Raw genomic sequence first — 24,072 nt, forward strand, 5'->3', positions numbered from 1 at the left:
GGTCTTCACAGGCCGTGGATGCGGCGGCCGGTGACCTGGTGCGGGACGACGCGAATGTACAGGTGGCGCTCGCCGCCCGCCCACGGGGTGACGTCGGCATCGGGCGTCTCGTCGTGCGGCACATGGTGGGCGGGACCCTGGATGAGGACGCTCCAGCCCTCACGCCGAGTCACGTCGATCTGGTCCACCTGGAAACCGATCTTGATGTCCACGCCCTCCAGACCGGTGCGCAGGTCCTGATCCATCGGCCCGCCGTAGGAGGTGCGGAACACGATGGCACCGTCGTGGACCGTGTAGTTGACGGGCAGCACCGTCGGCCCGTGCGAGCCGGTGAACGCCACGCGTCCGATGCCGCCGGGCGCCACCAGCCGCAGGCACTCCTCGCGTTCGAGCACTTCCGGTGGGGATCCGGCCGTATCCGTACGCGAGGTCCCGAAGTCGCCACTGCTTGTCATGCGGATGTCTCCCTTCCGGTGATGCTCACGACGATGACGCTACCCGCGTGCCCCCTTGGCGGACAGGGTCCTTCGGCCCGGGGGAAACCGACCTCCGGCCCTGCACCCGGCAGGGGCGAGCGGGTTCCGATGGAGGTGCGACGAAGGAGGGCATGTCATGATCATCGTAGGAGTGGACGGCTCCGTGGCCTCACGAGCCGCCGTGGAGTGGGCGGCGGGCGACGCCTTCCGCATGCGGCTGCCACTGCGGATCGTGTACGCGGTCGACCGCAGCCCGTACCAGGTCGGCAAGTATGCGAGCCTCGGCCTGCCCGATCTGCTGCTGCGCGAAGGGCTGACGATCCTGCGCGAGGCGGAGGAGCTCGTTCGTGAGCGCCGGCCCACCGTCGAGGTCACCACCCGGCACGTCGAGGGCAGGCCCGCCGCGGTCCTGCGCGAGCAGGCCGCGGGCGCCACCGAGGTCGTGGTGGGCAGCCGCGGTCTCGGCGGATTCGCCGGCGCCCTGGTGGGCTCGGTCAGCACGCACGTGGCCGGGCATGCTCACTGCCCCGTCGTGGTCGTGCGCGGCGAGAACCGCCCGGTACACGGGGAGGTCGTCGTGGGCGTGGATGACTCACCCGAATGTGAGCCCGCGCTCGCCCACGCCTTCCAGCAGGCGGAACTGCGGGGAGCCGCCCTGCGCGCGGTGCACGCCTGGCAGCTCCCGGTGCACGTCTACGCACCGGAGCTCGTCTACGACATGGACGAGGTCCGTACGGCGCAGCACCAGGTCGTGCGCGTCCGGCTGGCAGCCTTCGCCGAGAGCCATCCGCACGTGAAGACCGTCGAGGACGTTCCTTCCGCGCATCCCGTGGACGCGCTGACCGACGCGTCCGAACGGGCGGACCTGCTGGTGGTGGGCTCGCACGGACGCGGCGCCCTGAGCGCGATGTTGCTCGGCTCGGTCAGCCGGGGCGTCCTGCACCACGCCCGATGCCCGGTGGCGGTGGTCCGCGCCTGACCTCCGGCCGGTGGGTGTGGGGCCCGTCCCGTGGCCCGCGGTGGGCGACGTGCCGTCCAGGTGGGAAACTGAGCGGTATGTCGGAGAGCGAGCGTCATCCGCTGCTGCCCCAGATGCGGCTCGATGAGCTGTTGGCCGAGCTGCAGACGAGGCTGAACGCCGTGCTGGCCACCCGCGATCGGGTGCACGCCCTCCTGGAGGCGGTCGTGTCCGTGGGCAGCGACCTGGACCTGGAGACCGTGCTGCGGCGGATCGTGGAGACCGCGACCAGGCTGGTCGACGCCGGCTACGGGGCGCTGGGGGTGGTCGGGGAGGAACACACGCTCATCCAGTTCATCCCGGTGGGACTGAGCGAGGAGGAGATCGCGAGGATCGAGCACTGGCCGCACGGGCTCGGCCTGCTCGGTTTGCTGATCAAGGACGCGCGGCCGCTGCGGCTGGGCCGCATCTCCGATCACCCGGAGTCGTACGGCTTCCCGCCGGGACATCCGCCGATGGGCACGTTCCTCGGAGTGCCGGTACGCGTGCGGGACGAGGTGTTCGGCAACCTCTATCTGACCGAGAAGCGCGGCGGCGGCGAGTTCGACGAGGAGGACGAGGCCGTCGTCGTCGCGCTGGCGACCGCCGCGGGCGTCGCGGTGGAGAACGCCCGCCTGTACCAGGTCTCGCGCAGGCGCGAGACCTGGCTGCAGGCGTCCACGGAGATCACCACGAGCCTGCTGTCCGGCGTCGGCTCCCGCGAGGTGCTCACCACGATGGCGGCGCGCGCCCGCCGGATGTGCGACGCGGACCTGGTCCAGTTCCTGCTTCCCGACTCGTCCGGGCAGGCACTGACCGTCGACGTGGCGGAGGGCGAGGGAGCGGACGAGTCGCTCGCGATGAGATTCGAGGTCGAGACCACGCTGGCCGGCGAGGCTTTCACCCGGGGCGAGCCGAGGTGCGATCCGGATCTGGCCGCCTACCCCGGCTCGCCGCTGCGACGGCCGGGGTACGGGCCCGGCCTCGCGGTGCCGCTGGGGACGCCGCCGCGGGTGCGAGGCGTCCTCATGCTGGCCAAGCGGGGCGGACGGCTGCCGTTCAGCAGGGCCGACCAGCAGATGGTCGAGTCGTTCGCGGGCCAGGCCGCGCTCGCGCTGGAGCTGGCCGAGGCCCGCCGCGACGCCGAACGGCTCGGCCTGCTGGAAGATCGGGACCGCATCGCCAAGGACCTCCACGACGTGGTCATCCAGCGGCTGTTCGCGACCGCGATGACGCTGATGAGCACCGTCCGGCTGGTGGAGCGGCCGGAGGCGTCCAAGCGGCTGCAGCACGCGATCGACGAGCTGGACGAGACGATCCGGCAGATCCGCTCGTCCATCTTCGCCCTGCAGACGCCGCGCGAGGAGGCGGCCCCGAGCCTGCGGGCGCGGATCGTCGACCTGGTGGAGGGAGCGAGCGGCCACCTGGGTTTCATGCCGGGCCTGCGCATGGAGGGCCAGATCGACGCCCTGGTGCCCGAGGCCGTGGCCGAGCACCTGCTCGCCGTGCTCCGCGAAGCCCTGTCCAACGTCGTGCGCCATTCCCACGCCACCCGCGCGGAGGTCTCAGTCGAAACCTCCAAGGGCCGGCTCACCCTCGTGGTCACCGACAACGGCGTCGGCCTGGGCGACAGCCCTCGCCGCAGCGGCCTGCGCAACATCGGCGAACGGGCCGGCCACCTGGGCGGGGCCGCGGAGCTGGAGACCCCGGACGGCGGCGGCACCAGGCTGCGCTGGCACGTCCCGCTCCCTTGACGCGTGCCGCGCGAGGACACGGGGAGGCACTGAGCACAGCGCCTGGCTCATTCACGCCTGCCGGCCCGCAGCCGGGCCGACAGCGCGGCCGCCTGGGTGCGGCGCTGCATGTTGAGCTTGGACAGCAGGTTGGAGACGTAGTTCTTGACCGTCTTCTCGGCCAGGAACAACCGCTCGCCGATCTGCCGGTTGGTCAGCCCTTCGCCGATCAAATCGAGGATGTGGCGTTCCTGCTCGGTCAGTTCGGCCAGCGGATCCTTCCTGGCGGCCTGCTCGCGTAGCCGTTGCAACATCGCCGCGGTGGTCTGCGGGTCGAGCAGGGACTGCCCGGAGGCGACCGTGCGTACCGCGCCGACCAGGTCGGAGCCGTGGATCTGCTTGAGCACGTAGCCGGAGGCGCCGGCCATCACCGCGTCGAACAGGGCGTCATCGTCGGCGAACGAGGTGAGCATCAGGCAGGCCAGCCCGGGCAACCGCGAGCGGACCTCCCGGCACACGTCGACGCCGTTGCCGTCGGGCAGGCGCACATCCAGCACCGCCACGTCCGGCCGGAGCGCGGGGATGCGGGCCATCGCCGACTCGGCGGTTCCTGCCTCGCCGACGACCTCGATGTCGTCCTCGGACTCCAGCAGGGCGGCCACCCCGCGTCGTACGACCTCGTGGTCGTCAAGGAGGAACACACGAATCATGCCTCCGACACTAGTCAAAGACGCGGGACCGCCCAAGCTTCACCACATGGCTCCGAGGAGACCCCTGCCTTCAGGTGGGGGAGGAATCGGACTCCTGCGGAGCAGGACAGGGGTAGCCGGTTCGCCGCCAGGCGAACCGGCGTCAAAACGCCGCACGACACCGCACGGTTCGGTAGTGTGTTCGACGGTGGCGATAACCAAGCCACCGGACGAACGATCAGAAGCACCCTCGCCGCAGGGCTTGCGGAGAGGTGAAACGCCTGTGGAGCTGGTGTAAGACCTCAACGAGAGTTCCCTCTCGGGCGGGCGACCGGCGGTGAAGCAGGAAGGCCAGTCGGCGACGGCTGGAATCCCGGTCCTTCAGGGCCGGGAGGATGTCAAGGACGACCACATCGTCTACTCGATCGTCCTCGTCGGCCTCGCCCTCGCCGACGCGGGCACCACGCTCGGACTCGGCAACCTGCCGATCATCCGGCGCAACCCCTACCTGAAGTAGGGCGAACGTCCACGCCCCACCTCCGGCCACCGGAGGTGGGCTCTGTGCGCCGGGTCCGCCGCGGGCCGCCGGGTAGGGACCAATGGCCCTGCCGGTCGGTGACCTCGTGCTCCTGCGCCGGGCGCCGGCGCCGCGCGAGGCTGGAGGAAAGCGGAGGAGGTGCGTGATGACCGGACACATCGTGGCCGGCGTGGACGGGTCCGTACCGGCGAGGGCGGCCGTGGAATGGGCCGCCGCCGACGCCCAGCGCAGAGGGCTGAGCCTGCGGATCGTGCACGTGTGCGAGCAGTGGCGCTACGGGGATGAGGGGACGAAGTACTGTGCGGGGACGCTGGCCGCGGCCGCCGACCGGGCACGAGGCCTGACGCGCGACGTCGAGGTGACCACGGAACTGCTGCCCGGCAACGTGATCGACACCTTGATCGGTGAGTCGGCGTCCGCGGACAGCGTGGTGCTGGGCAGCCGGGGACTCGGGGGGTTCGCGGGGCTCGTGGTCGGCTCGGTCGGCCTGGGGGTCGCCGGGCACGCCACCGGACCGCTCGTGCTCGTCCGCGGGCCGTCCGTCGTGCAGTACGGGCGGGTGGTCGTCGGGGACGACGGCTCCGACGACTCCGAGGCCGCCATGAAGTACGCCGTCGACCAGGCCCGCGTCCGCGGCCTGCCGTTGCACGTCGTGTTCGCCTGGCAGATTCCGATCGCCCCGCCGTTGGCGGCCGGATACAGCATGCTCATCGAGAGCACCCGCGAGGAGGACATTCGCAGGGCGGCCGAGCGCGTGGCGCCCTGGCAGGAGAAGAACCCGGATGTCGCGATCATCGGCGAGCAGGTGGTCGGCCATCCGGCCGACGTCCTGATCCGGGCGGGCGGGACGGCGGATCTGCTGGTGGTGGGCTCGCGCGGCCGGGGCGGCTTCGCCTCCGCGGTGCTCGGCTCGGTCAGCCACGCGGTGCTGCACCACGTGACCTGCCCGGTCGCCGTGGTACGGCCCCGAACACACCAGGCGTGAGCCGCCGGTGGCGGCTGACGCCCGGCGAAAGTCGCCCGGCGGTCATCGGGTCCGTGGCGGCGCACAAGGCGTCCCGGCCTTGGTCGCCGGCCTGGCGAGTCTCGCAGAGAGTTACGAAAGTCTGCTTATAGTGTCAATCGCAGGCACCTCCACCATGTCGGAGGTCTTCGTCATGGACCGGACCCAGCTGTCGGCTGTACGCGTGGTCGACACGGCCAGAGGTGAGAGGCGACATGAGCGCGACGATCGCGGCTCTCGGGGGCGTGTTCACATCCATCGACCAGGAATACCTGTTCGAGGCGCGGCAGATGCAGGCGCTGTCGCTCGCCGTGCACATCCCGCTGGTGTGCTTCGGGATCGCCTTTCCCGCGATGGTCCTGTTCTGCGAGTGGCGTTACCTGCGGACCGGGGACATGCTCTTCCGCACGCTCGCCAGGCGCTGGTCGAAGGTGATGCTGGCGCTGTTCGCCATCGGCGTCGTGACCGGGACGATCCTCAGCTTCGAGCTGGGGCTGCTGTGGCCGGGTTTCATGGCCGACTTCGGCGACGTGTTCGGGCTGGGGTTCACGCTGGAGGGGTTCTCGTTCTTCACCGAGGCGATCTTCATCGCGATCTACGTGTACGGGTGGGATCGCTTGCGGCCCCTGCCGCACTTCCTGGCGGGCATCCCCGTGGCGATCGCGGGGGTCCTGGGGTCTCTGTTCGTGATCTCCGTCAATGGCTGGATGAACCACCCGGCCGGGTTCAGGATGCAGGACGGTCGCGCCGTCGACGCGCACCCGTGGTCGGCGTTGTTCGCCAACGGCTATTTCTGGCACGAGTTCGTCCACATGTATTTCGCGGCCTTCATCGTCGCGGGGTTCCTCGTCGCCGTCCCGTACGCATGGGGCTTCCTGCGCGGACGCCGGGACCGATACCGCCGCACGGCCCTGACGGTCGCGCTGTCGGCCGCGGCGGTCGCCGCGCCGCTGCAGGTGATCATCGGTGACTGGGCCGCGCGCGAGGTCGCGCAGCACCAGCCGGTGAAGCTGGCTGCGCTGGAAGGGCTGGGGCAGACCACCCGCGGTGCGCCCGAGCACCTGCTGGGCTGGTACGACGGCCAGGAGGTCGACTATGGCATCGCGATCCCGCGCCTGCTGTCGCTGCTGGCCTTCCACGACCCGAACGCGACGGTTCAGGGCCTCAACACGGTGCCGGTCGAGGACCAGCCGCCGGTCAACGTCGTACGCCTGGCCTTCCAGAGCATGGTCGGCATCGGCATGCTGCTCGCGCTGCTCAGCCTCATCTACCTCTATGTTCGGTTGCGTCACAAACGATTGCCCCGCTCACGCTGGTTCTTCCGCGCGGTCGTCCTGGCCGGCCCGTTGTCGGTCGTCGCGCTCATCTGCGGGTGGATCACCACCGAGGTCGGCCGCCAGCCCTGGATCGTGTACGGGATCATGCGAACCAGCCAGGCGGTCACCGGCGCGTCCGGAATACCCATCGGCTACGGCACCCTGATCGTGGTCTACCTGGGACTCGCCGGCGGCGTCGCATGGCTGCTGCACCGCTTCAGCCGCGTGCCGATCGAGGACCACGATGGCTGAGATCCCCATGGTGTTCATCCTCGCCGGTCTGGCCGCATACACCGTGCTGGCCGGCGCGGACTTCGGCGCGGGGTTGTGGACGCTGCTGGCCGGCCGAGGAGAAGCCGGGCACCAGGCGATCCGGCACCACGCGCGCCACGCGATGGGACCCGTGTGGGAGGCCAACCACGTCTGGCTGATCTTCGTGCTGGTCGTGTGCTGGACGGCCTATCCCGTGGCCTTCGGCTCGATCACGTCCACGCTGGCGGTGCCGCTGTTCGCCGCCGCGGTCGGGATCATCCTCAGGGGCGCCTCCTACGCGCTGCGCGGCCAGCTGGAGGGCGCCGCAGGCGAGCGGCCGATCGAGTACCTGTTCGCCCTCTCCTCGATCCTGACGCCGTTCGCGCTGGGCACGGTCGCGGGAGCGATCGCCTCCGGCCGCGTCCCTGTGGGCAACGCCGCGGGGGACCTCGTCACCAGCTGGCTGAACCCCACCTCACTGCTCATCGGCGGGCTCGCCGTCGCCGCCGGGGGATATCTCGCCGCCGTCTACCTCGCCGCCGACGCGCGCCGGTTCGGTTCCCGACGCCTGGAACACGACTTTCGCGCCCGCGCCCTCGTGTCGGGCGGATGCGCGGGCGCGTTCGCGCTGGCCGGCCTCATCGTCGCCAGTTACGACGCGCCGCTGCTGTTCGCCGGCCTGACCAGCGACGGCGGCGCCGTGATGGTCGCCGTCTCCGGCGTGGCAGGGATCGCGACCCTGCTGCTCGTCTGGCGCGAGCGCTTCGGCCTGGCCCGCGCCTCGGCGACGGTCGCCGTCGCGGCGATCGTCGCGGGATGGGCCATGGCCCAGAGGCCGCGCTTCCTGCCCGGCCTCACGGTCGAGCAGGCCGCCGCCGGCCCATCGACGCTGCTCGCCGTCGTCGTCGCCGTCGCCGGCGGAGCGATCGTGCTGGTTCCCTCGCTCGTCTTGCTGTTCCGGCTCTTCCTCCGCGGCACCCTGGACCCCAGCGCCGCCACCGACACCGGAACCCCCTCGCCGCCCGTCGCCGCCCGCCGGGCCGGACGCCGCCGGCTTGAGGGCTTCGCCCTCGCCACACTGCTCATCGGCGCGGGCGTGACCTTGCTCGCTGAACCCGGCTGGCTTTTCGCTCTCGGCGTCATCTGCCTGTTCGCCTGCGCGGCGACGACCTTCGCCCTCGTGACGACGGGGCCGGACCAGCAGGCCTGACGGGGACGCGGTCAGCGCGCGGCGATCTCGCGCACGACCCGCACGAACTCGCCCACCAGCGGGTTCACCGTGCCGGGCGGCCACGCCAGCACGATCCGGAGCGGCTCCACGTCGGTGATGGGCAGCCACGTCAGCTCGGGATGCGCGTAGTACTCCGCCATCGAGCGGGCGCCGATGCACACCGCCGCTCCCGCGGCCACGTGCTCGAGCATCTCGTCGACGTTGTCGTTCTTCGGCCCCCAGACCGGCGCGGAGCCGTCAGGCCGGGGGTTCACCGCCCACCAGTCGACCCACGCGGCCGGCGCCACCTCGGTCCACCCGATCGGCTCGTCACGCAGGTCGGCCATGCCCACGCAATCCCGCCCCGCCAGCCGGTGGTCCGCCGACACCGCCACCCACCTGCGCTCCGTGGCGACCACCTCGCTGCGCAGCCCGGTCAGGTCGGCCGGCAACCACACGAAGGCGACGTCCACCTGCCCGTCCCGGAGCGCCCGCGTCTCACCCGCCCACTCGAACCGTTTCGGCTCGATGGCGGCCTCCGGGCGGCGGACGGCGAACGCGGCCCGCGCCCGCCGGGCGAGCGGGCCGCCGCCCGCGACGACGAACCCGATCCGCAGCACGTTCCGCGTGGCCGCGGCGGTGGTCCGTACGAGTCTCGTCGTCTCCTGCCACTCGGCGATGTGGCGGCGTGCCGCGGTCAGCAACTGCTCGCCGGCCGGGGTGAGCCGGACCTCGGGCCGGGTGAACAGGTCGGCGCCGAGCCGCTCCTCCAGCTGCCGGATCTGCCGGGACAGCGACGGCTGCGCCACGAACAGCTCCTTCGCGGCCTGCGTGAAGCTCAGCCGTTCGGCGACCGTGACGAAGTAGCGCAGCACCCGGGTGTCCACGTCCATGCCTGAAATGTATGGGCACAGGTATTGGCCCGTGGAGTCCCCCGGCTGATTGCCTGTCGGCATGACCACGCGCAAGCCAGACCTCCGCACGCCGTCGAGAAGGACCCTGCTCACCGCGAGCGCCACCGCGGCGGCGGCCACCGCCCTCACATCCGACGCCGCCGCCCGCACGCCTCAGCAGCCACGTGACCGGTTCGCCGGCAAGGTCGTCCTGATCACCGGCGCCACGTCCGGTATCGGCGAGGCCACCGCCCGCGCGTTCGCGGCCGAGGGGGCGGCGGTGTTCTTCTGCGGCCGGCGCGAGGCGCTCGGCGACAAGGTCGCCGCGAGCATCCGGGCCGAGGGCGGCAGGGCCACCTTCCGGCGGGCCGACGTCCGCGAGGAGGGCCAGGTGCGCGACTTCGTCGAAGCCTGCGTACGCCGCCACGGCCGGATCGACATCGCCGTCAACAACGCCGGGATCGAAAGCCCCCGCGCGGTCCGCGTGCACGAGCAGACCCTCGCCGACATGGAGGCCGTGTGGCGCACCAACGCCGCAGGTGTATTCCTCGCCATGAAGTACGAGGTCCCGAGGATGCTGGAGCGGGGCCGCGGCGCCATCGTGAACACCGCGTCGGTGTCCGCCGAGGTCGGGTGGGCCACGATCGCGCCGTACAACGCGAGCAAGCACGCCGTCGCGTCGCTGACGAAGGTGGCGGCCCTGGAGTACGCGGCCGACGGCATCCGGGTGAACGCGCTGGCGCCGGGCGCCGTGGACACGCCCATGTTGCGGCGTGCGGCCGAGGCGTTCGGGGTGACGTACGAGCAGATCGCCCAGGACTACCCGATCAAGCGGATCGTCGCGGCCGAGGAGATCGCCAGGGTCGTCATGTTCCTCGCCTCGGACGACTCGAGCGCCGTCGTGGGCCACGACCTCGACGCCACCGGCGGCTACCTCGCCGGCTAGGACGAACCCCTGCCGCGCCGGTGACGCCGCGCGTCCCCGCGCGCTCACGCCGTCCAGAGATCGCACGATCACATGCGCATATCAGGTGTGTTATCACCCTTGCCCCCGCCCTGCCGGGCCCCGAAAGTCTGAACATCGGGGAAGGAGAGAGGAATGCGGGGGCCGCTGGTCGTCAAGCGCGCGCTCGGCGAGCCGTTGCTCCTCCTGGCCGCGCTCGGCTCGATCCTGCTGACGACGACCACGCTGGTGGCGCTGACGATGTACGCCTCCTCCATCGTCGGCGCCGGCGTGCGCAGGGCGACGGAGACGGCCTCGTACCGCCAGACGACCACCACGATCACCGCCCAGGTCAACGCCAGGACCTTCCCGCGGTACGACCGGACGGTGCGCGACGAGCTCGCCGCGGCCTACGGAGCCCTGCCGGCCGCACTGCCGGCCATCACCACCAGCCTGCGCTCCGACTCGTACGTCATGCCGGGCCAGGACGGCAAGGAGCCGCCCGAGCTGCTGCGGTTCGGCAGCTACGACGGGCTCGACCGGCACGCCCGGCTGGCCGCGGGAAGGTGGCCGCGGGCCGGCGGGCAGGCCGTCGAGGCGGCGATCTCGGAGCAGGCCGCCGCGGCCACCGGGTTCGGGATCGGCAGGGAGTTCATCACGAAGGCGCGGCTCGACGGGCGCCCGGTCGAGGTCCGCGTCGTCGGCGTTTTCCGGCTCGACGACCCCGTGGGCGAGCGGTGGGCCGGTGAGGAACTGCTGAGCAGGGGAGTGGAGCGCGGCGAATACACCACGTACGGGCCCCTGATGGTGACGCAGGAGACGTTCGTCGACCGCTTCGCCACCGGCGTGCGGGCCGTATGGGCGGCCGAGCCGGAGCTCGGCGCGCTGACGCCCGAGCGGCTGCGCCCGCTGGCCGAGGCCGTCGGCCGGGTGGGCGAGCGGCTCGCGGCGGCCGGTTGCGTGAACTGCCTGACCGCCGGCGACCTGCCCGAGCTGCTCACCCAGCTCGACACCGCGTCCCTGGTGGCCCGCTCCACGGTGCTGATCCCGGTGTTGCAGCTGCTGCTGCTGGCCGCGTACGCGCTGATGCTCACGGCGCGGCTGCTCGCCGACCACCGGCGCATGGAGGTGGCGCTGCTGCGCTCGCGCGGCGCGGGCACGGCGCGGCTGGCGGCGCTGGCGGGCGGCGAGGCGCTGCTGGTGGCGGTCCCGTGCGCGATCGTGGCTCCGTTCCTCGGGCCGCCGCTGCTCGCGCTGATCGGCCTGCTGCCCTGGATCAGCGCGTCGGGAGTGCGGCTGGCGCCGCGGGCGGACGCGGGCACGTTCCTCGTGTCGTTCGGGGTGGCGCTGGCCGCGGCCGTGCTGCTGGCGCTGCCGGCCGTGGCGGGCGCGCGGCGCACGTACGTGGAGGAGCAGTCGGCGCGCGGGCGCGGCGGCCGGCGCGGGCTGATCCAAGGGGCGGGCGCGGACCTGGCGCTGCTGTTCGTGGCCGGGCTGGCGATCTGGCAGCTCCAGCGTTACGGCGCGCCGGTCACCGCGACGGCGGGGGGCGGGCTCGGCATCGACCCGCTGATCGTCTCCGGCCCGGTCCTGGCCCTGCTCGCGGGCGGCCTGCTGGGCCTGCGGCTGGTGCCGCGCGTGTCGCGGCTGGCCGAGCGCCTGACCTCGCGCCGGCCCGACCTCCCGCTCGCTCTGGGCGCCTGGCAGGTCAGCAGGCGGCCGCTCACGTACGCCGGCCCCGCGCTGCTGCTGACCCTGGCGATCGCGATCGGCGTCGTCTCCATGGCCACCACCGCCACCTGGCAGGCCTCGCAACGTGATCAGGCCGATCACCGGGCGGCGGCCGACCTGCGCCTGTCGGGCCCGTCCGAGGGGCCCGAGCTGGGGACGCTCGGCCGGGGCACGGCGTTCACGGCGCTGCCCGGCCTCACCGCCGCCTCCCCCGCCTTCCGGGCGCCGACCGGGGTGGGCGGCGAGAGCGTGCTGCTCCTCGCGCTGGACGCGGGCAGGCTCGGTGAGCTGTTCCGCCTGCGCCCCGACCTGTCGGCGCGGACGGTGGCGCAGCTGTCCGCGGCGCTCACCGGAGATCGGGCGGGCCGGCTGCAGCTGCCCGGACGGCCGCGCGCCCTCACCGTGCGGGTCGAGTCACGCGCCGCCGTGCCGGCCCGGCTGGTGCTGTCCGACGCGCTGGGCGTGTGGCTCGACCTGCCGCTCGGCGAGCTGCGGTGGGGCGGCAACCGGGTCGAGGTCGACCTGGCCCCGCTGGCGGGACGCGCCGGCACGATCACCTATCCGCTGTCCGTACGCGGCCTCGTGGCGGGCGAGCAGGCCGGCCTGAGGCTGACCGGGCTGAGCGCGGACGGCCGGGACGTGCCGGTGGCCGGGGCCGTCGCCCACCCGCGGGGCGTGATCACCTTCGGCCCGTCGCGGGAGCCCGGCCCGTCCCGGGAGTCCGGCCTGCCGCGGGAGCCAGGCCCGCTGCCCGTGGTGCTCACGTCCGGCCTGGCCGCCACGCTGGAGCTGGACGTCGGGCAGGCCGGGACGGTTCGCCTCGCCGGCCGGGTCGTGCGGGTGGAGGTGGCCGGCATCGTGACGAGCATGCCCACGAGCGCCCCGGACCAGCAGGCCGTGCTCGCCGACTGGGAGACGTTGCAGGCGTACGAGCTGGCCGCGGCGCAGCCGCCCCGGCCCGCCACCGAATGGTGGCTCGCCGCCGCCGACACCGCTCCCGCGCGGGAGATCCTCCGCCGCAACCCCCAGTGGGACGTGACCGCGGTCGACCGCCGGGAGCTGGCGGCAGAACTGCGCGACGATCCGCTGGCCGGCGCCCTGCAGGGAGCACTGACCCTGGCGTTCGCCGCCGCGCTGGGGTTCGCGGTGCTCGGGTTCCTGGTGAACGCCGTGGTCGCGGCGCGGGAGCGGCGGGCAGAGTTCGCCGTGCTGCGTGCGCTGGGCACCGGCCCCCGCCAGGTGCTCGGGATGCTGGCCACGGAGCAGGCGTTCGTCATCGGGCTGTCGCTCGCCGCCGGCACCGCGCTCGCCGTGGTCGTCGGGAACCTGGTGGTCCCGCGCGTCGTCATGACCGGGCAGGCGTCGGCGGTGACGCCCGGCGTGCTGTTCCACATCCCGTGGGCGGCCGTCGCCGCGATGCTGGCCCTGGTGACGGCGGTGCTGGTCACGATCGTCGCCGGGCTGGCCCGGCGCATGTGGCGGGGGCAGGCCTTGGAGGAGCGGTGAGGATCCCCCTGGGCGTCCGGGCGCACGCGGGCACGTCGGCGCTGCTCGTCGTGCTGACGGCGGTCGCCTGCCTGCTCGTCGCCGGGCTGCCCAGGACGATGCAGGCGTCGTTCGACGAGGCGCTGCGCCGCTCGCTGGCCGCGACCGTCGCGGTGCGGACCGACCTGACCGTCACAGCGGCTCCGGCCCTGCCCGCCGGGGAGCTGCACTCACGCGCGGAGTTCGAGGGCGCCGGCCTCCACTGGCGCCGGCTCCTCCCGGCGGAGCTGCGGCCCCTGGTCGGGCGCGGCGGCCACATCAGCGCCAAGACCTTCCGTACGCCCGTCAACGAGACGGGCGACACCCGCACCTTCGTCAACCTCGGCTGGCTGTCCGACGCCGAGCGGCGCGTGGACTGGGTGCGGGGCCGCGCGCCCGGCAAGCCGTCCACCACGCGGTACCGGGGCGCGACGATCCCGGTCATCGAGGTGGGCGTGGTGCAGGAGGCCGTCGAGCGGATGGGGTTGCGCGTCGGCCAGACCAGGATGCTGGGCGAGAGCGCGCACACCGCCGCGAAGATCGTCGGCGTCTTCAGGGCCAAGGACCCGGCCGACCGCTCCTGGAGCCACGACGCCGATGTCCTGCACGTCACCAGGGTCGTGCCGGCGGACGGGCCGGAGGAGTTCCACACCACGACGCTGATGTCGGACGACGGGCTCAGCGCGCTCACCAACAAGGCCCGTACGCTGGCCTACCGCTGGGTCCTTCCCCTCGACGGGCGGGCCGCGAGCGCCGCCGGAGTGCCGGGCGTCGAAGCCGCCGTCGCCGCGTTCCGGCGGCAGGTGGACGTCCAGGGGACGGGCAGCATCAGCTACCGCCTGGTCACCGGGCTGCCCCCTCTGCTCGCCGGCTTCCTGACCGCGCTGTCCGCGGCGCGGACCGTCATGTACCTGGTGCTCGGAGGCCTGTTCGCGGTCGCGCTCGGCGTGATCGCGCTGGGCGTGCGGCTGCTGACCGACCGGATGGAGCGCACGATGGCCCTGGCGCGGGCGCGCGGCGCCTCGCTGCGGCAGGTGGCGGCGGCCGGGGCCACGCTGACCGCGCTCACGGTGGGGCCCGCCGCCCTGGCCGGGTACGCCCTGTCGTTCCTCCTTCCGGGGTCCGTGCCGCCGATCGTGCACCTCGGACCGGCGGTCGTGGTCGTCGCCGCCGTGGCCTTCGCCGTGGCACGCCTGGTGCTCGCGCATCGCACGCCGCTGGGGGAGCGCCGTGCCGATCTGGTCACCGCCCGGCCGTCCGCGCGTCGGGTCACGATGGAGGCGCTGGTCGTCGTGCTCGCGCTGGCGGGGGCGTACCTGCTGCGGGCCCGAGGGCCGTCCGGCACGCAGCAGGATCCGTTCCTGCTGGTGATCCCGGTGGCGCTGGCGCTCGCGGCCGCGCTGATCACCCTGCGGTGTTACCCGTACCCGCTGCGGCTGCTCGTGCGGCTGACCGCGCGGGGGCGGGCAGCCGTGCCGTTCCTCGGGCTGGCCAGGGCGGCCAGAGGGCGATCCACGGGCGCGCTGACGGTGCTGATCCTGCTGCCCGCGCTGAGCCTGTCGGTGTACGCCGCGGTGGTCCACGACGGGATCACCACCACGCAGCGGCTCGCGTCCTGGCAGAAGGTGGGCGCGCCGATCAAGCTGACGTCCGTCGCGGACATCTCGCCCGACGCCATCGAGCGCGTACGCCGGGCCCCCGGGGTCGAGCAGGTGGCGCTCGCGCTGACGGGCCGGGTGCAGATCGGGGCCACCGGGGAGCGGCCGTACGCCGTCGCCGTGGACCTCGCGCAGTGGCGTCGGGTCAACGAGGACGCGCCCATCAGCCTGCCCGCGCTGTCCGGGGACAGGTCCGCGCTGCTCTCGCCCGCCCTGGGCGACCGGGACGCCTTCGAGATCGTGTGGTTGTCGCCGGTACGGCTGACCGCCCAGGGCGTGATCGACACGGTGCCCGGTTTCTACTCCAGCGGGCAGTTCCTCCTCGTGCCGCGGGAGGTGCTGCCCTGGCCCGCGGCCAACACCCTGCTGATCAAGGGCGACGCCTCGCCCGCCGAGCTGGCGCGGCTGGTCCCGTCGGCCACCGTGGAGACACAGGAGGCGGCGCTGGCGGCCATCCAGGCCGACCCGCTCACCGGCACGGTCCGCACGACGATGGTCGTGGTGACGGTGGCGCTGGGGGCGTACGCGCTGGTCGCGATCGTCCTGTCGCTGGTCGCCGGGGCGGCGGGGCGGGCCAGGACGGTGTCGCTCCTGCGCACGCTCGGGCTGTCCGGCAGGCAGGCCAGGCGGCTGATCCTGCTGGAGCTGCTGCCCGTCGTCCTCGTCACGGCGCCGGTGGGCCTGGCTCTGGGGCTGGGCCTGCCGGCCGCGCTCGGGCCGGGCGTGGACGTGTCCGCGTTCGCCGGTGGCCTGCCCGTCGCCGGCCACACGCCGGGCCTGCTCGCGCCCGTGACGCTGGCGGCCGGGATGGGCCTGTGCGCCGTGCTCGGGGCGTACGCGCACATCGCCATGGGCCGGCGCCGGAACCTCGACGCCGCCCTCCGCGCGGGCGACCCCTGACCACCAGGACACCCGGCCCGGCTCAGGTGGGTCCGGGTCAGGTCGGCGCGGGGAGCGGCCGGGCCTTCGCCCGCGCGATGCGCGCCTTGACGTCGCGGAAGTGCAGCCGCATCGCCTCCCGGGCGGCCTCGGCGTCACGGGCGCGCAGCGCCGCCACGATCCGGCGGTGGTTGACGACGATCTCCGCGGTCCGCTCCTCCGGCGGGCCGAGTGTCGGCTCGACCTCGTGGTAGACGTCCCAGAAGAGGCCGATCAGCTGCAGCACCAGCTCGTTGCCGCACGATTCGTACAGCAGCGCGTGGAACGCCCGATCGGCTCCACGGTCCCGGTCCATGCCGTTGACCAGGGCGTCCAACGCGGCGAGGCGGGTGGGGCTGGTGGTCCGGGCCACCTGGCCGATCAGCCCGGTCTCGAGCAGTTCGCGGACCTCGACCAGATCGTGCAGCGCGCGGATCCCGCCGCCCTGGCCCGAACGCACCTGGAAGGCGAGCGACGGGGTCAGCACGTCGAGCGACGCGTGCCCGACGAACGTCCCATGTCCGTGCCGGATCTCGACGATGCCCAGCGCCCGCAGGGCCCGCACGGCCTCACGGACGCTGTTGCGGCTCGCCCCGAGCAGGTCCATCAGCTGCACTTCGGTGGGCATCGGCGCTCCGGGGGCCAGCCCGCGCTCGTGGATCAGGGCGATGATGCGCTCCTGAAGCGACGCGCCGTCACGCGTAGGCATGCTGCCTCCAGGCTCGTCGAAGACCTTGGGTCGAACATCCCACCTCTCGGTCTCCGAGAGCCAGGCGGTGGAGGAGATTTTACGCCGACTACACGGGCGGGCCACCGGACGCACGCCGCTCGTTCAACCCGCAGGACGTCCTACGTCCCGGACGCATGGCGATGGCGCCCACGGGTCTCCGCGAGCGCCATCGCCGGGCGGTTCGTGCGCCTCAGCCGACGTGATCGAACGGCAGCCGCAGTCCGAGCCGGCCGCCGATCGGGAGGTTACGCTCCCGGATCAGGTCCAGCTCGGCGCCGGTGAGGGCGCGCCGGTAGACGCGTACCTCGTCCAGCGTCCCGCGGAAGCGGTCCGCACCGTCCAGCCGCTGTCCGACGTGGATCCCGTCGAGCCCGAACTCCTTGCCGAGCGTCAGCGAACCGGCCGGCACCGGCGCCGACGAGACCTGTACGCCGTCCACCAGGAGCCGGAGCTCGCCGCGTACCCGCTGGAGTGCCACGAAGTGCCACTGCCCGTCGTTGTACGCGCCCGGCGACTGCACGGTCACGTCGAACCGGTCGACGGCGAGGACCGCCCGGATGCGGTTGCCGGCCGGCTCGGCCCGCAGCCACAACCCCGGCGGGTTGGTGCCCCGGTCCACGCGGTGGAACCAGAGGATCGCGTGCGAGCCGGCCGTTTCCGAGTACCGGATCCAGGAGGTCAGCGTGAAGTCCTTCGCGCCGAGGTCGATGGACTCGTCGAACGCCACCTCCGCCCGGTCGTCCACCCGGTCCAGGGCCAGCCCGCCGCCGAACCGCCCGTCGGTGGTCTGCGCACCACCGCGGACGTACGCCGTGTTGCCGTTCGGCGACCTGTCCGGCGTCGTCGGGCCGGGCGCGGGCGGACCGGGGATGCCGGGCGGAGTGCCGTTCGGCGTCTCCAGGTACGCCTCGTTGAACCGCGCGAACCGGATCTGCTCGTACGGCGACACGTCGCCGGCCTCGTACATCAGGGCCGCCTCGGCGCCGTCCAGCCGCACCATGTCCGAGTACGCCGACGGCCCCCAGTGGAAGACCTTGCCCTCGTTCCAGGTCTCGAAGCGGCGCCCCTCGTCGGAGGACGACCGGATCCCCATCGCCTCCCGGGCGCCCGGGTGCATCGGCGAGGAGAAGAGGATGCGCTTCTCGCCGAACCGCAGCAGCGACGCCTGGACGTCGGTCGTCGCCAGCGCCGGCATGGTGCGGAACGGCGCGTCCCACGTCTCGCCGCTGTCGCTGCTGGTCGCGTACGCCCGGCTGCCCTCGTCTGTGCCGCGCTCGCGGGCCGAGGCGTAGATCCGCCCGTCATCGAGCTCGACGACGGTGACCTCCTGGGCGATCATCGTGCCGTCGTCGGAGGACGTCTCGGCGCCGATGTTCCAGGTCACCCCGCTGTCGTCGCTGTAGAGCAGGTGCGTGCCGTAGGCGTGCGCGCCGACCCGGTCCCAGCTCTCGTAACTCGCCCCGACGACCAGCCGGCCGGCGTGCGGGCCGTGCTTGAGCTGGATGCCGTGCATGGGGCCGGTGGCGTACCAGTGGTTCCACTCCGGACGCTTGCCCTCGGTCATCTCCCTGGCGGCCGACCAGGTGGCCCCGTGGTCGTCGCTGACCTGCACCCAGGGGTCGCGGTCACAGCCGTTCGGGCACGGCTCGGCGCCGTTGTGGGTGCTCACCAGCACGACCCGCCCCGTACGCTCGTCGACGATCGGCACCGGGTTGCCGTGGGTCGTGCCGTTTCCCTCCGAGACCACCTGCAGCGGTCCCCAGGTCCGCCCGCCGTCGGCGGAACGGCGCAGCACGAGGTCGATGTCCTCGTCGTCGCCGCAGTCCTTCACCCGCCCCTCGGCGAAGGCCAGCAGCGTGCCGTCCGTGGCCCGCACCACGGCGGGGATCCGGAAGCAGGCGTATCCGAAGTCGCCCTGCTTGTAGAGCACCTGCTCGTCCACGAACGGTGCGGTGTCGCCGGTCACGGAGGTCTCTGCCGGCGCGGCTGTCGCGGGCGCGCCGAGCACACCGACGAGTAAGCCTGCGAGCACCAGTACGGCGCCCGCCCGGCGGCGCGGCGAGCGCCTGGCACGGCCCTGCGGGGGGTGAGCATCGTGCATGTCTTCGCCCTTCCTGGCATGAGGGTGTGAGGGGACGTCCTACGTCCAACGTAGGATGTCAAAAATTTGGTGAACAGGGAATGGTCGCCAGAGGACGGATATGTTGCGGGCCTGTAACGGCGTGCCCGGTGCCGTGGCTGGTCGCAGGGTGGTTGACCTGGTCGTCCAGAGCGGTGCCGGGACAGGGAACCCGGCCACGGCGGAGCCGGCCGAGGTGGAGGCGCTGTGGCACGAGGTCGGACGTCTCGTCCGGGCGTCAGGAACGCCTGCGAAGCTTCGGCGACCGATCGGACGCCCGGCGCGGGAGAGCCGCTCCGGCTAGGCGTTCACACGAGCCGGTGGGCGAGAGGCAGGCGGGTCCGGGTGATCAGCGCCGCCACGGTCGCCAGCGCGGGCAGTCCCACCACCACGGCGAGCATGAAGGGCCACGGTATGGCGATCGTCGCGGGATCTCCGGCCCCGTGCGTCGTCATCGGCCGGGTCAACGCCACGCCCGTCACCGTACCCGCGACCAGCCCCACCATCGCGCCGAGCCCGGAGATGTAGAGGGCCTGACCGGCCACGACCATCCGCAACGTCCCTGACGGCGCGCCGATGGCCAGCAACGTCGCGCGGTCGGGCCGCATGTCGGCGGCCGCCAGGCGGGTGGCGGCCAGCGTGCCGCCGACGACAAGGACGAGAGCTCCGGCGAGCCAGCCCCACAAGCCCGGGTCGGGCAGGTTGCGGTAGCCCGGTTCGGAGGCGACCGTCACGCGGGGGGTCACCCTGGCCAGATCGCGCGCCAGCGTCGAGTCGGCCGGCGGCTGGTACATGGCATAGAGCTGACGCTCCGCCGTCGCGAACCCGGCCCGCTCGACCAGCGCGCGCGGGAGCAGGGCTCCGCCCTGGTGTTCGTCCGCGGGCGTGGCCGCCACCGCCGGCACCTCGAGCCTGCGGGCGGGGCCGGACGTCGAGCTCGCCCGCAGCGCCAGCTTGCCGTCGCGCACCGCGGCCGGATCGAACACCACGGCCTTGCCGCTCGCCAGCGCGGCGGCCGCCCGCGGATCGTGGCGTCCTTGCAGCAGCCTCAGCAGAGCCTGGTCTCCGATGGCCGCCGTACGGCGCTTCCGGGTGCCGTTCCACCGCACGTGGTACCGCAACGCGTAGCGGTGACCCTGGGCGTCCTCGGCGTGGTAGCCGGCGGCCAGTGGCACGCCCGGCAACCGGCGGCCCGCCTCGGCGCGCAGCCTGTTCCAGGTCGCCTCGCCCATGGGCCCGCCCCAGATCGCCAGCGTGCCCGTCGGGCGCGCCGAGGTGTAGGCGTTGCGCTGGTCCATGAACTCGCTGTGGGCGCCGATGCCCATCGCCACGACCGTGGCCGTGACCGCCATGACGGCCGCCACGGCGCTCGCCGTACGGGATCGGTGGCGAACCGCGTCGCGCACGGCCATCCGCAGCGGCAACCACAACCGTGTGGCCACCCGTCCCGTGAAGCGGACCAGCCATGGTGTCAGCACCACCAGCCCGATCATGACCAGCAGCGCGGAGACCCACACCCACACCGAGCCCGGCTGGCGCCGCGCCACCACGGTCGCTCCGAGACCGGCCAGCACCAGCACGGGCCCCGCGATGGGCCACCCTCGCCGATCGGCCACCCCGGACGCGCGGCCGGCCAGCACGGTCACCGTGTCCTGCCGGGCCGCCTGCACGGCGGGCACCAGCGCCGCCGCGATCCCGGTGATCAACCCCAGGGCGGCGACGCCCAGCACCGGCGCCCACGGCACCTCCGCCGGGCCGACCTGGCCTCCCCAGCGCGCGACGACCTGGGCGCCCAGCCCTCCGGCTCCGATCCCCAGCACCGTCGCCACGACGGTGGCCGCACCCCCGAGGACCAGCCCGTCGGCCAGTACGATCGTCCGCAGGTGCCCGGCCGAACCACCCTGCGCCGCGATCTCGGCCAGTTCGCGCCGCCGCCTTCTGAGCCCGACCGCGAAGGCGGGCCCGGCCAGCAGCACCGTCTCCAGCACCACCATGATCACCATGGCGCCGAGCCCGACCGTGTGCTGGACGTCCATGGAGGAGAACCGGACGGGGGAGCGCGGCGAGCCAGGAAGCGCGGCGCGGGAGGTGACGTACAGGCCGGCCGCGTTGAGCGCGGGCACGTCGGCCCAGGACACGGGCTTGGCGGTGTCGGCGAGCCAGCCGGGTCCGTACCTGTGAAAGAAGAAGTCGTCATCCATGGGCTCCAGCGGCAGATCCGGGCCCACCACCTCGCGGAGCGAGGGCCGGTGCGGATGCTCGACCACGCCCACCACCGTGAGCGGCGCCGCGCCGGACGGCCGCAGGAGGTCGCCGGGGCGCAGGCCGAGCGCGGGGGTCACGGCGACCTCGCGGGCGGCGGGGAACCTGCCCTCGGTCAAGGTCAGCATCCCTCTGGTGAGGGGATCGCTCAGGTCGGTCTCCACCGCGTCGACCCGTTCGGCGCCCACCCGGAGCACGCCGGTGCTGAAGGGGACCAGCCGGGTGCCCGGTCCGAGCAGGACCGCCACCTCGGCGCCGCTGAGCTCTCGAGCGGCCGTTCCGTCGCCGCCGCCCGTGCTCCAGCCCGCTCCGTCCGGCTGCTGCCGGAGCACCGTGCCCTCGGGCGTCCGGACGAGGCGGGCGTCGGCCGTGCCGAGCTCGGCCACCAGCCCCTCCCGCGCGGTGACATACATGGTCTCGGTGAGGGTGAAGACCCCCGTGATCACCAGGACGGGCAGGCCGATCATCACCATGATGAGCGCGCTTCGTCCTCGGGAACGCCACGCGGTCCGGCGGGCGATGCGCAGCGCGGCGACGAGCGCGCTCATCGGGCGCTCACCAGCGAGCCGTCCGTGGAATCCGTGATCTTCCCGTCGCGCAGGAACACCACCCGATCGGCCCAGGCGGCGTAGCGCGGCTCGTGGGTCACGAGCAGGACCGCGGCGCCCGCGTCACAGCGGGCGCGTAATATCCGCAGGATCTCGTCGCCGGTGCGCGTGTCGAGCGCGCCGGTCGGCTCGTCGGCCAGCAGCAGGCGCCGCTCGCCGACCAGAGCGCGGGCGATGGCGACCCGCTGGCGCTGGCCACCGGACAGCTCGTCGGGAAAGCGGTCGGCCAGGTGCTCCGCGTCGATCTCCCCCAGCACGTCCATGGCCTGCTCGCGGGCGGGACGTTGCCGCACACCGTCCAGCTCGCGCGGCAACATCACGTTCTCCGCCGCCGTCAGTGACGTGATCAGGTTGAGGTCCTGGAAGACGTAGCCGACGCTGCGGCGCCGCAGTGCCGCCAGGTCGCGCACGGTGGCCAGGTCGTGCTCGCCGATGTGCACCGTTCCCGACGTGGGCCGGTCGAGCCCGCCCGCGAGGTGGAGCAGGGTCGACTTGCCGGACCCCGACGGGCCCATGACCGCGATCAGCTCTCCCTCGCCGACCTCGAGGCTCACGCCCTTCAGAGCGTGTACGGCTGCCGCACCCTCTCCATGGACTCTGGCCACCCCGGCCAGCCGCAGGAACGTCATCTTTCCTCCTCGAGAACGGCCTCGCAGTGGTCCAGCCACCGTTGCTCGGCCTCGGCCTGGAAGATCATGGAGTCGAGCACCAGCCGCTGTGCCGCGCCTTCCGTGGCAGCCCGCTTGGCCATGGTCAGCTGCTGGAGAGCGCGCATGGTCGCCGTCCGCTGCCGGTGGATGACCTCGGCGACGTCCACGGTCCTGGCGGCGACGGCCATGGCCAGCTTGATGACCAGCTCGTCCCGCGGCCGGTCGGAGTGGATGACCGGGGTGCTGAACCATCGCGCGGTTTCCTCCATGCCGGCCTCGGTGATCATGTAGACGACCCGGCCCTGCTCGTCCGACTCGCCCGGCTTGACCAGGCCGTCACGCTCCAAGCGGGACAGCGTCGTGTAGACCTGGCCGATGTTGAGCGGCCAGGTCGCCCCTGTCGACGCCTCGAACTCGATGCGCAGCTGGTAGCCATGCCGGGGCCCTTTGCTGAGGAGGGCGAGCAGCCCGTGTCTGACCGGCATGCGTACTAAGTATGCATACGCAGTATGCACTTCTCAAGAGGGCCGGCACCTCATCGGCCGGGCCGGCTCCCGGCCGGCTCCCGGCTGCGCGGTGTTCATGGTTGCACCGATCGGCAGGTTCGCCGGTGAGCCGCGGTGGGCGGCATCCGTCCGCGGCGTCATCGGAACCTTCCCCCGCCGGCGGGTTGGTTCATCGCGTTCCGTGGCTGTTGTCCGTTCAGAGCCGCGCGGACTTCCGAGAACACCTCCTGGGTGACGTCCGCCAGCGACTCTTCGGAGTAGAAGCCCGCGTGCGGGGTCACGATCACGTTCGGCAGGGCGAGAAGCTCCTCGTGCACGTCCGGCGGCTCGGTCGCCAGGACGTCGAGGGCCGCGCCCGCCAGCCGGCCGGCTCGCAGCGCCGCCAGCAGGGCCGGCTGGTCGACCAGGCCGCCTCGTGCCGTGTTGACGAGGTAGGCCGTCGGTTTCATCGCAGCCAACCTCGCGGCGGACACGACCTGCCGGGTGGCGGGCGTCAGCGGCGCGTGCAGGCTGAGCACGTCGGCCTCCGCCACCAGCCGCTCGAGCGGCACCAGTTCGGCGAACGCCGCCTGCGGGTCACCCGGCTCGATCACGGGGTCGGTCGCCAGGACGCGGAACCCGAGCGCGGCGGCTCGGGCCGCGACGGCTGCGCCGGCACGGCCCAGCCCGAACAGGCCGAGAACCTGCCCCCGGGTGCGGCGGAGCGTCCCGGCCCGGCGGTGGTCCCATCCGCCGTGCCGTACGTGATCGTGATATCTGACGATGCCCCGGGTCGAGGCCAGGATCAGCGCCAGGGTGTGGTCGGCCAGTTCCTCGACGCAGTATGACGGCACCCGCGAGACGTAGATCCCGGCCGCCGTCGCGGCGGCCACATCGATGTTGTCGACGCCCACGCCGTACTCGCAGATCAGCCGGCAGCGATCCATCCTGTCCACCAGCGCGGCGGTCACCGGGACGGCGTCGGTGACGACCACATCGGCCGAGCGGCACAGCTCCAACGCGTCGGCCCGCCCGGAAGCGTCGATCAGCTCCGCCTGGGGGCCGGCCAGCGCGGGATCCAGCCCGTGCGGTTCCGGGTGATCGAGCACCACCACCCGCTTCAACGTCCCCATGCATGTCCCCCTGTTCTGGCAACCTCTGGTGCAGAGGATCTCGTACTGGAGGTACGCGTCGGCGATCCCCCTGCATTCCGCCAGGTCGTAACGCGTTGACCGGCAGGGAGCCACGATAGGGTCGCTGGGTGAAACCGGCGCCTTCACGATCATGGGGCTGGCCCACCGCCGTCTCCCCGCGGACAGCGGGGGCGGGCACCACGG

Annotated in this window: 18 protein-coding genes; 9 read left to right on the forward strand and 9 right to left on the reverse strand. The window is 73.0% G+C overall.

Going from position 1 to position 24,072, the window contains the following annotated elements:
* Positions 1–5 precede the first annotated feature (5 nt).
* Positions 6–455 (reverse strand): pyridoxamine 5'-phosphate oxidase family protein, encoded by a 450-nt coding sequence (locus ABGB01_RS29020; protein WP_347776701.1) that lies wholly within the window; start codon positions 453–455, stop codon positions 6–8.
* 157 nt (positions 456–612) lie between these two features.
* On the opposite strand from ABGB01_RS29020, the gene ABGB01_RS29025 reads away from it, so the two are divergent.
* Both ABGB01_RS29025 and ABGB01_RS29030 read left to right on the forward strand, forming a co-directional pair.
* On the forward strand, positions 613–1,455 hold the full coding sequence (locus tag ABGB01_RS29025; RefSeq protein ID WP_347776702.1) for a universal stress protein: 843 nt from the start codon (positions 613–615) through the stop codon (positions 1,453–1,455).
* A gap of 77 nt (positions 1,456–1,532) precedes the next feature.
* Complete coding sequence (locus ABGB01_RS29030; protein WP_347776703.1) at positions 1,533–3,227, forward strand: GAF domain-containing protein; 1,695 nt, start codon at positions 1,533–1,535, stop codon at positions 3,225–3,227.
* A 47-nt stretch (positions 3,228–3,274) separates the two neighbouring features.
* Here the strand turns inward: ABGB01_RS29030 and ABGB01_RS29035 are convergent, their stop codons facing one another.
* Positions 3,275–3,916: a response regulator transcription factor gene (locus ABGB01_RS29035; protein WP_347776704.1), complete on the reverse strand. Its 642-nt coding sequence runs from the start codon at positions 3,914–3,916 to the stop codon at positions 3,275–3,277.
* Positions 3,917–4,232: 316 nt separating this feature from the next.
* Between ABGB01_RS29035 and ABGB01_RS29040 the strand changes: the two genes are divergently transcribed.
* The 4 genes from ABGB01_RS29040 (at position 4,233) to ABGB01_RS29055 (ending at position 8,214) form a co-directional block, all read left to right on the forward strand.
* Entirely contained in the window at positions 4,233–4,412 is a 180-nt protein-coding gene (locus ABGB01_RS29040; protein WP_347776706.1) for a hypothetical protein, read from the forward strand.
* Positions 4,413–4,578: 166 nt separating this feature from the next.
* The gene (locus ABGB01_RS29045; protein ID WP_347776707.1) at positions 4,579–5,418 is read left to right on the forward strand and encodes a universal stress protein; all 840 of its coding nucleotides are present in this window, start codon (positions 4,579–4,581) and stop codon (positions 5,416–5,418) included.
* Between the two features lie 233 nt (positions 5,419–5,651).
* Entirely contained in the window at positions 5,652–7,004 is a 1,353-nt protein-coding gene (locus ABGB01_RS29050) for a cytochrome ubiquinol oxidase subunit I (protein ID WP_347776708.1), read from the forward strand.
* A complete protein-coding gene (locus tag ABGB01_RS29055) occupies positions 6,997–8,214 on the forward strand; it encodes a cytochrome d ubiquinol oxidase subunit II (RefSeq protein WP_347776709.1) in 1,218 nt (405 codons plus the stop codon). Before ABGB01_RS29050 ends, ABGB01_RS29055 begins: the two co-directional genes overlap by 8 nt.
* An 11-nt stretch (positions 8,215–8,225) precedes the next feature.
* Here the strand turns inward: ABGB01_RS29055 and ABGB01_RS29060 are convergent, their stop codons facing one another.
* Positions 8,226–9,107, reverse strand: coding sequence for a LysR family transcriptional regulator (locus ABGB01_RS29060; protein WP_347776710.1), 882 nt, complete (start codon positions 9,105–9,107; stop codon positions 8,226–8,228).
* Positions 9,108–9,168: 61 nt separating this feature from the next.
* Between ABGB01_RS29060 and ABGB01_RS29065 the strand changes: the two genes are divergently transcribed.
* From ABGB01_RS29065 to ABGB01_RS29075, 3 genes are all read left to right on the forward strand, one after another.
* Positions 9,169–10,053 (forward strand): SDR family oxidoreductase, encoded by an 885-nt coding sequence (locus tag ABGB01_RS29065; protein ID WP_347776711.1) that lies wholly within the window; start codon positions 9,169–9,171, stop codon positions 10,051–10,053.
* 153 nt (positions 10,054–10,206) lie between these two features.
* Positions 10,207–13,287, forward strand: a complete 3,081-nt coding sequence (locus tag ABGB01_RS29070; RefSeq protein ID WP_347776712.1) for an ABC transporter permease — start codon at positions 10,207–10,209, stop codon at positions 13,285–13,287.
* Positions 13,284–15,863, forward strand: coding sequence for an FtsX-like permease family protein (locus tag ABGB01_RS29075; protein ID WP_347776713.1), 2,580 nt, complete (start codon positions 13,284–13,286; stop codon positions 15,861–15,863). Before ABGB01_RS29070 ends, ABGB01_RS29075 begins: the two co-directional genes overlap by 4 nt.
* 37 nt (positions 15,864–15,900) lie before the next feature.
* Here the strand turns inward: ABGB01_RS29075 and ABGB01_RS29080 are convergent, their stop codons facing one another.
* The 6 genes from ABGB01_RS29080 to ABGB01_RS29105 all read right to left on the reverse strand — a co-directional run bounded on the left by ABGB01_RS29080 (position 15,901) and on the right by ABGB01_RS29105 (position 23,868).
* Positions 15,901–16,590, reverse strand: coding sequence for an FCD domain-containing protein (locus tag ABGB01_RS29080; RefSeq protein ID WP_347776714.1), 690 nt, complete (start codon positions 16,588–16,590; stop codon positions 15,901–15,903).
* Positions 16,591–16,801: 211 nt separating this feature from the next.
* The gene (locus ABGB01_RS29085) at positions 16,802–18,712 is read right to left on the reverse strand and encodes a sialidase family protein (protein ID WP_347776715.1); all 1,911 of its coding nucleotides are present in this window, start codon (positions 18,710–18,712) and stop codon (positions 16,802–16,804) included.
* A gap of 326 nt (positions 18,713–19,038) precedes the next feature.
* Positions 19,039–21,540 (reverse strand): FtsX-like permease family protein, encoded by a 2,502-nt coding sequence (locus ABGB01_RS29090; RefSeq protein ID WP_347776716.1) that lies wholly within the window; start codon positions 21,538–21,540, stop codon positions 19,039–19,041.
* Positions 21,537–22,229 (reverse strand): ABC transporter ATP-binding protein, encoded by a 693-nt coding sequence (locus ABGB01_RS29095; RefSeq protein ID WP_347776717.1) that lies wholly within the window; start codon positions 22,227–22,229, stop codon positions 21,537–21,539. Before ABGB01_RS29095 ends, ABGB01_RS29090 begins: the two co-directional genes overlap by 4 nt.
* The gene (locus ABGB01_RS29100) at positions 22,226–22,735 is read right to left on the reverse strand and encodes a PadR family transcriptional regulator (RefSeq protein ID WP_347776718.1); all 510 of its coding nucleotides are present in this window, start codon (positions 22,733–22,735) and stop codon (positions 22,226–22,228) included. Before ABGB01_RS29100 ends, ABGB01_RS29095 begins: the two co-directional genes overlap by 4 nt.
* Positions 22,736–22,893: 158 nt before the next feature.
* Complete coding sequence (locus ABGB01_RS29105) at positions 22,894–23,868, reverse strand: C-terminal binding protein (protein ID WP_347776719.1); 975 nt, start codon at positions 23,866–23,868, stop codon at positions 22,894–22,896.
* Positions 23,869–24,072: the final 204 nt, after the last annotated feature.

Source organism: Nonomuraea sp. B5E05 (assembly GCF_039880665.1).
Taxonomy (GTDB): domain Bacteria; phylum Actinomycetota; class Actinomycetes; order Streptosporangiales; family Streptosporangiaceae; genus Nonomuraea.

What these genes read in the sequence shown, in the direction of transcription:
- ABGB01_RS29020 (WP_347776701.1), bottom strand. Translation starts at nt 455, where the DNA reads ATGACAAGCAGTGGCGACTTCGGGACCTCGCGTACGGATACGGCCGGA.
- ABGB01_RS29025 (WP_347776702.1), top strand. Translation starts at nt 613, where the DNA reads ATGATCATCGTAGGAGTGGACGGCTCCGTGGCCTCACGAGCCGCCGTG.
- ABGB01_RS29030 (WP_347776703.1), top strand. Translation starts at nt 1,533, where the DNA reads ATGTCGGAGAGCGAGCGTCATCCGCTGCTGCCCCAGATGCGGCTCGAT.
- ABGB01_RS29035 (WP_347776704.1), bottom strand. Translation starts at nt 3,916, where the DNA reads ATGATTCGTGTGTTCCTCCTTGACGACCACGAGGTCGTACGACGCGGG.
- ABGB01_RS29045 (WP_347776707.1), top strand. Translation starts at nt 4,579, where the DNA reads ATGACCGGACACATCGTGGCCGGCGTGGACGGGTCCGTACCGGCGAGG.
- ABGB01_RS29050 (WP_347776708.1), top strand. Translation starts at nt 5,652, where the DNA reads ATGAGCGCGACGATCGCGGCTCTCGGGGGCGTGTTCACATCCATCGAC.
- ABGB01_RS29055 (WP_347776709.1), top strand. Translation starts at nt 6,997, where the DNA reads ATGGCTGAGATCCCCATGGTGTTCATCCTCGCCGGTCTGGCCGCATAC.
- ABGB01_RS29060 (WP_347776710.1), bottom strand. Translation starts at nt 9,107, where the DNA reads ATGGACGTGGACACCCGGGTGCTGCGCTACTTCGTCACGGTCGCCGAA.
- ABGB01_RS29065 (WP_347776711.1), top strand. Translation starts at nt 9,169, where the DNA reads ATGACCACGCGCAAGCCAGACCTCCGCACGCCGTCGAGAAGGACCCTG.
- ABGB01_RS29070 (WP_347776712.1), top strand. Translation starts at nt 10,207, where the DNA reads ATGCGGGGGCCGCTGGTCGTCAAGCGCGCGCTCGGCGAGCCGTTGCTC.
- ABGB01_RS29080 (WP_347776714.1), bottom strand. Translation starts at nt 16,590, where the DNA reads ATGCCTACGCGTGACGGCGCGTCGCTTCAGGAGCGCATCATCGCCCTG.
- ABGB01_RS29085 (WP_347776715.1), bottom strand. Translation starts at nt 18,712, where the DNA reads ATGCACGATGCTCACCCCCCGCAGGGCCGTGCCAGGCGCTCGCCGCGC.
- ABGB01_RS29090 (WP_347776716.1), bottom strand. Translation starts at nt 21,540, where the DNA reads ATGAGCGCGCTCGTCGCCGCGCTGCGCATCGCCCGCCGGACCGCGTGG.
- ABGB01_RS29095 (WP_347776717.1), bottom strand. Translation starts at nt 22,229, where the DNA reads ATGACGTTCCTGCGGCTGGCCGGGGTGGCCAGAGTCCATGGAGAGGGT.
- ABGB01_RS29100 (WP_347776718.1), bottom strand. Translation starts at nt 22,735, where the DNA reads ATGCCGGTCAGACACGGGCTGCTCGCCCTCCTCAGCAAAGGGCCCCGG.
- ABGB01_RS29105 (WP_347776719.1), bottom strand. Translation starts at nt 23,868, where the DNA reads ATGGGGACGTTGAAGCGGGTGGTGGTGCTCGATCACCCGGAACCGCAC.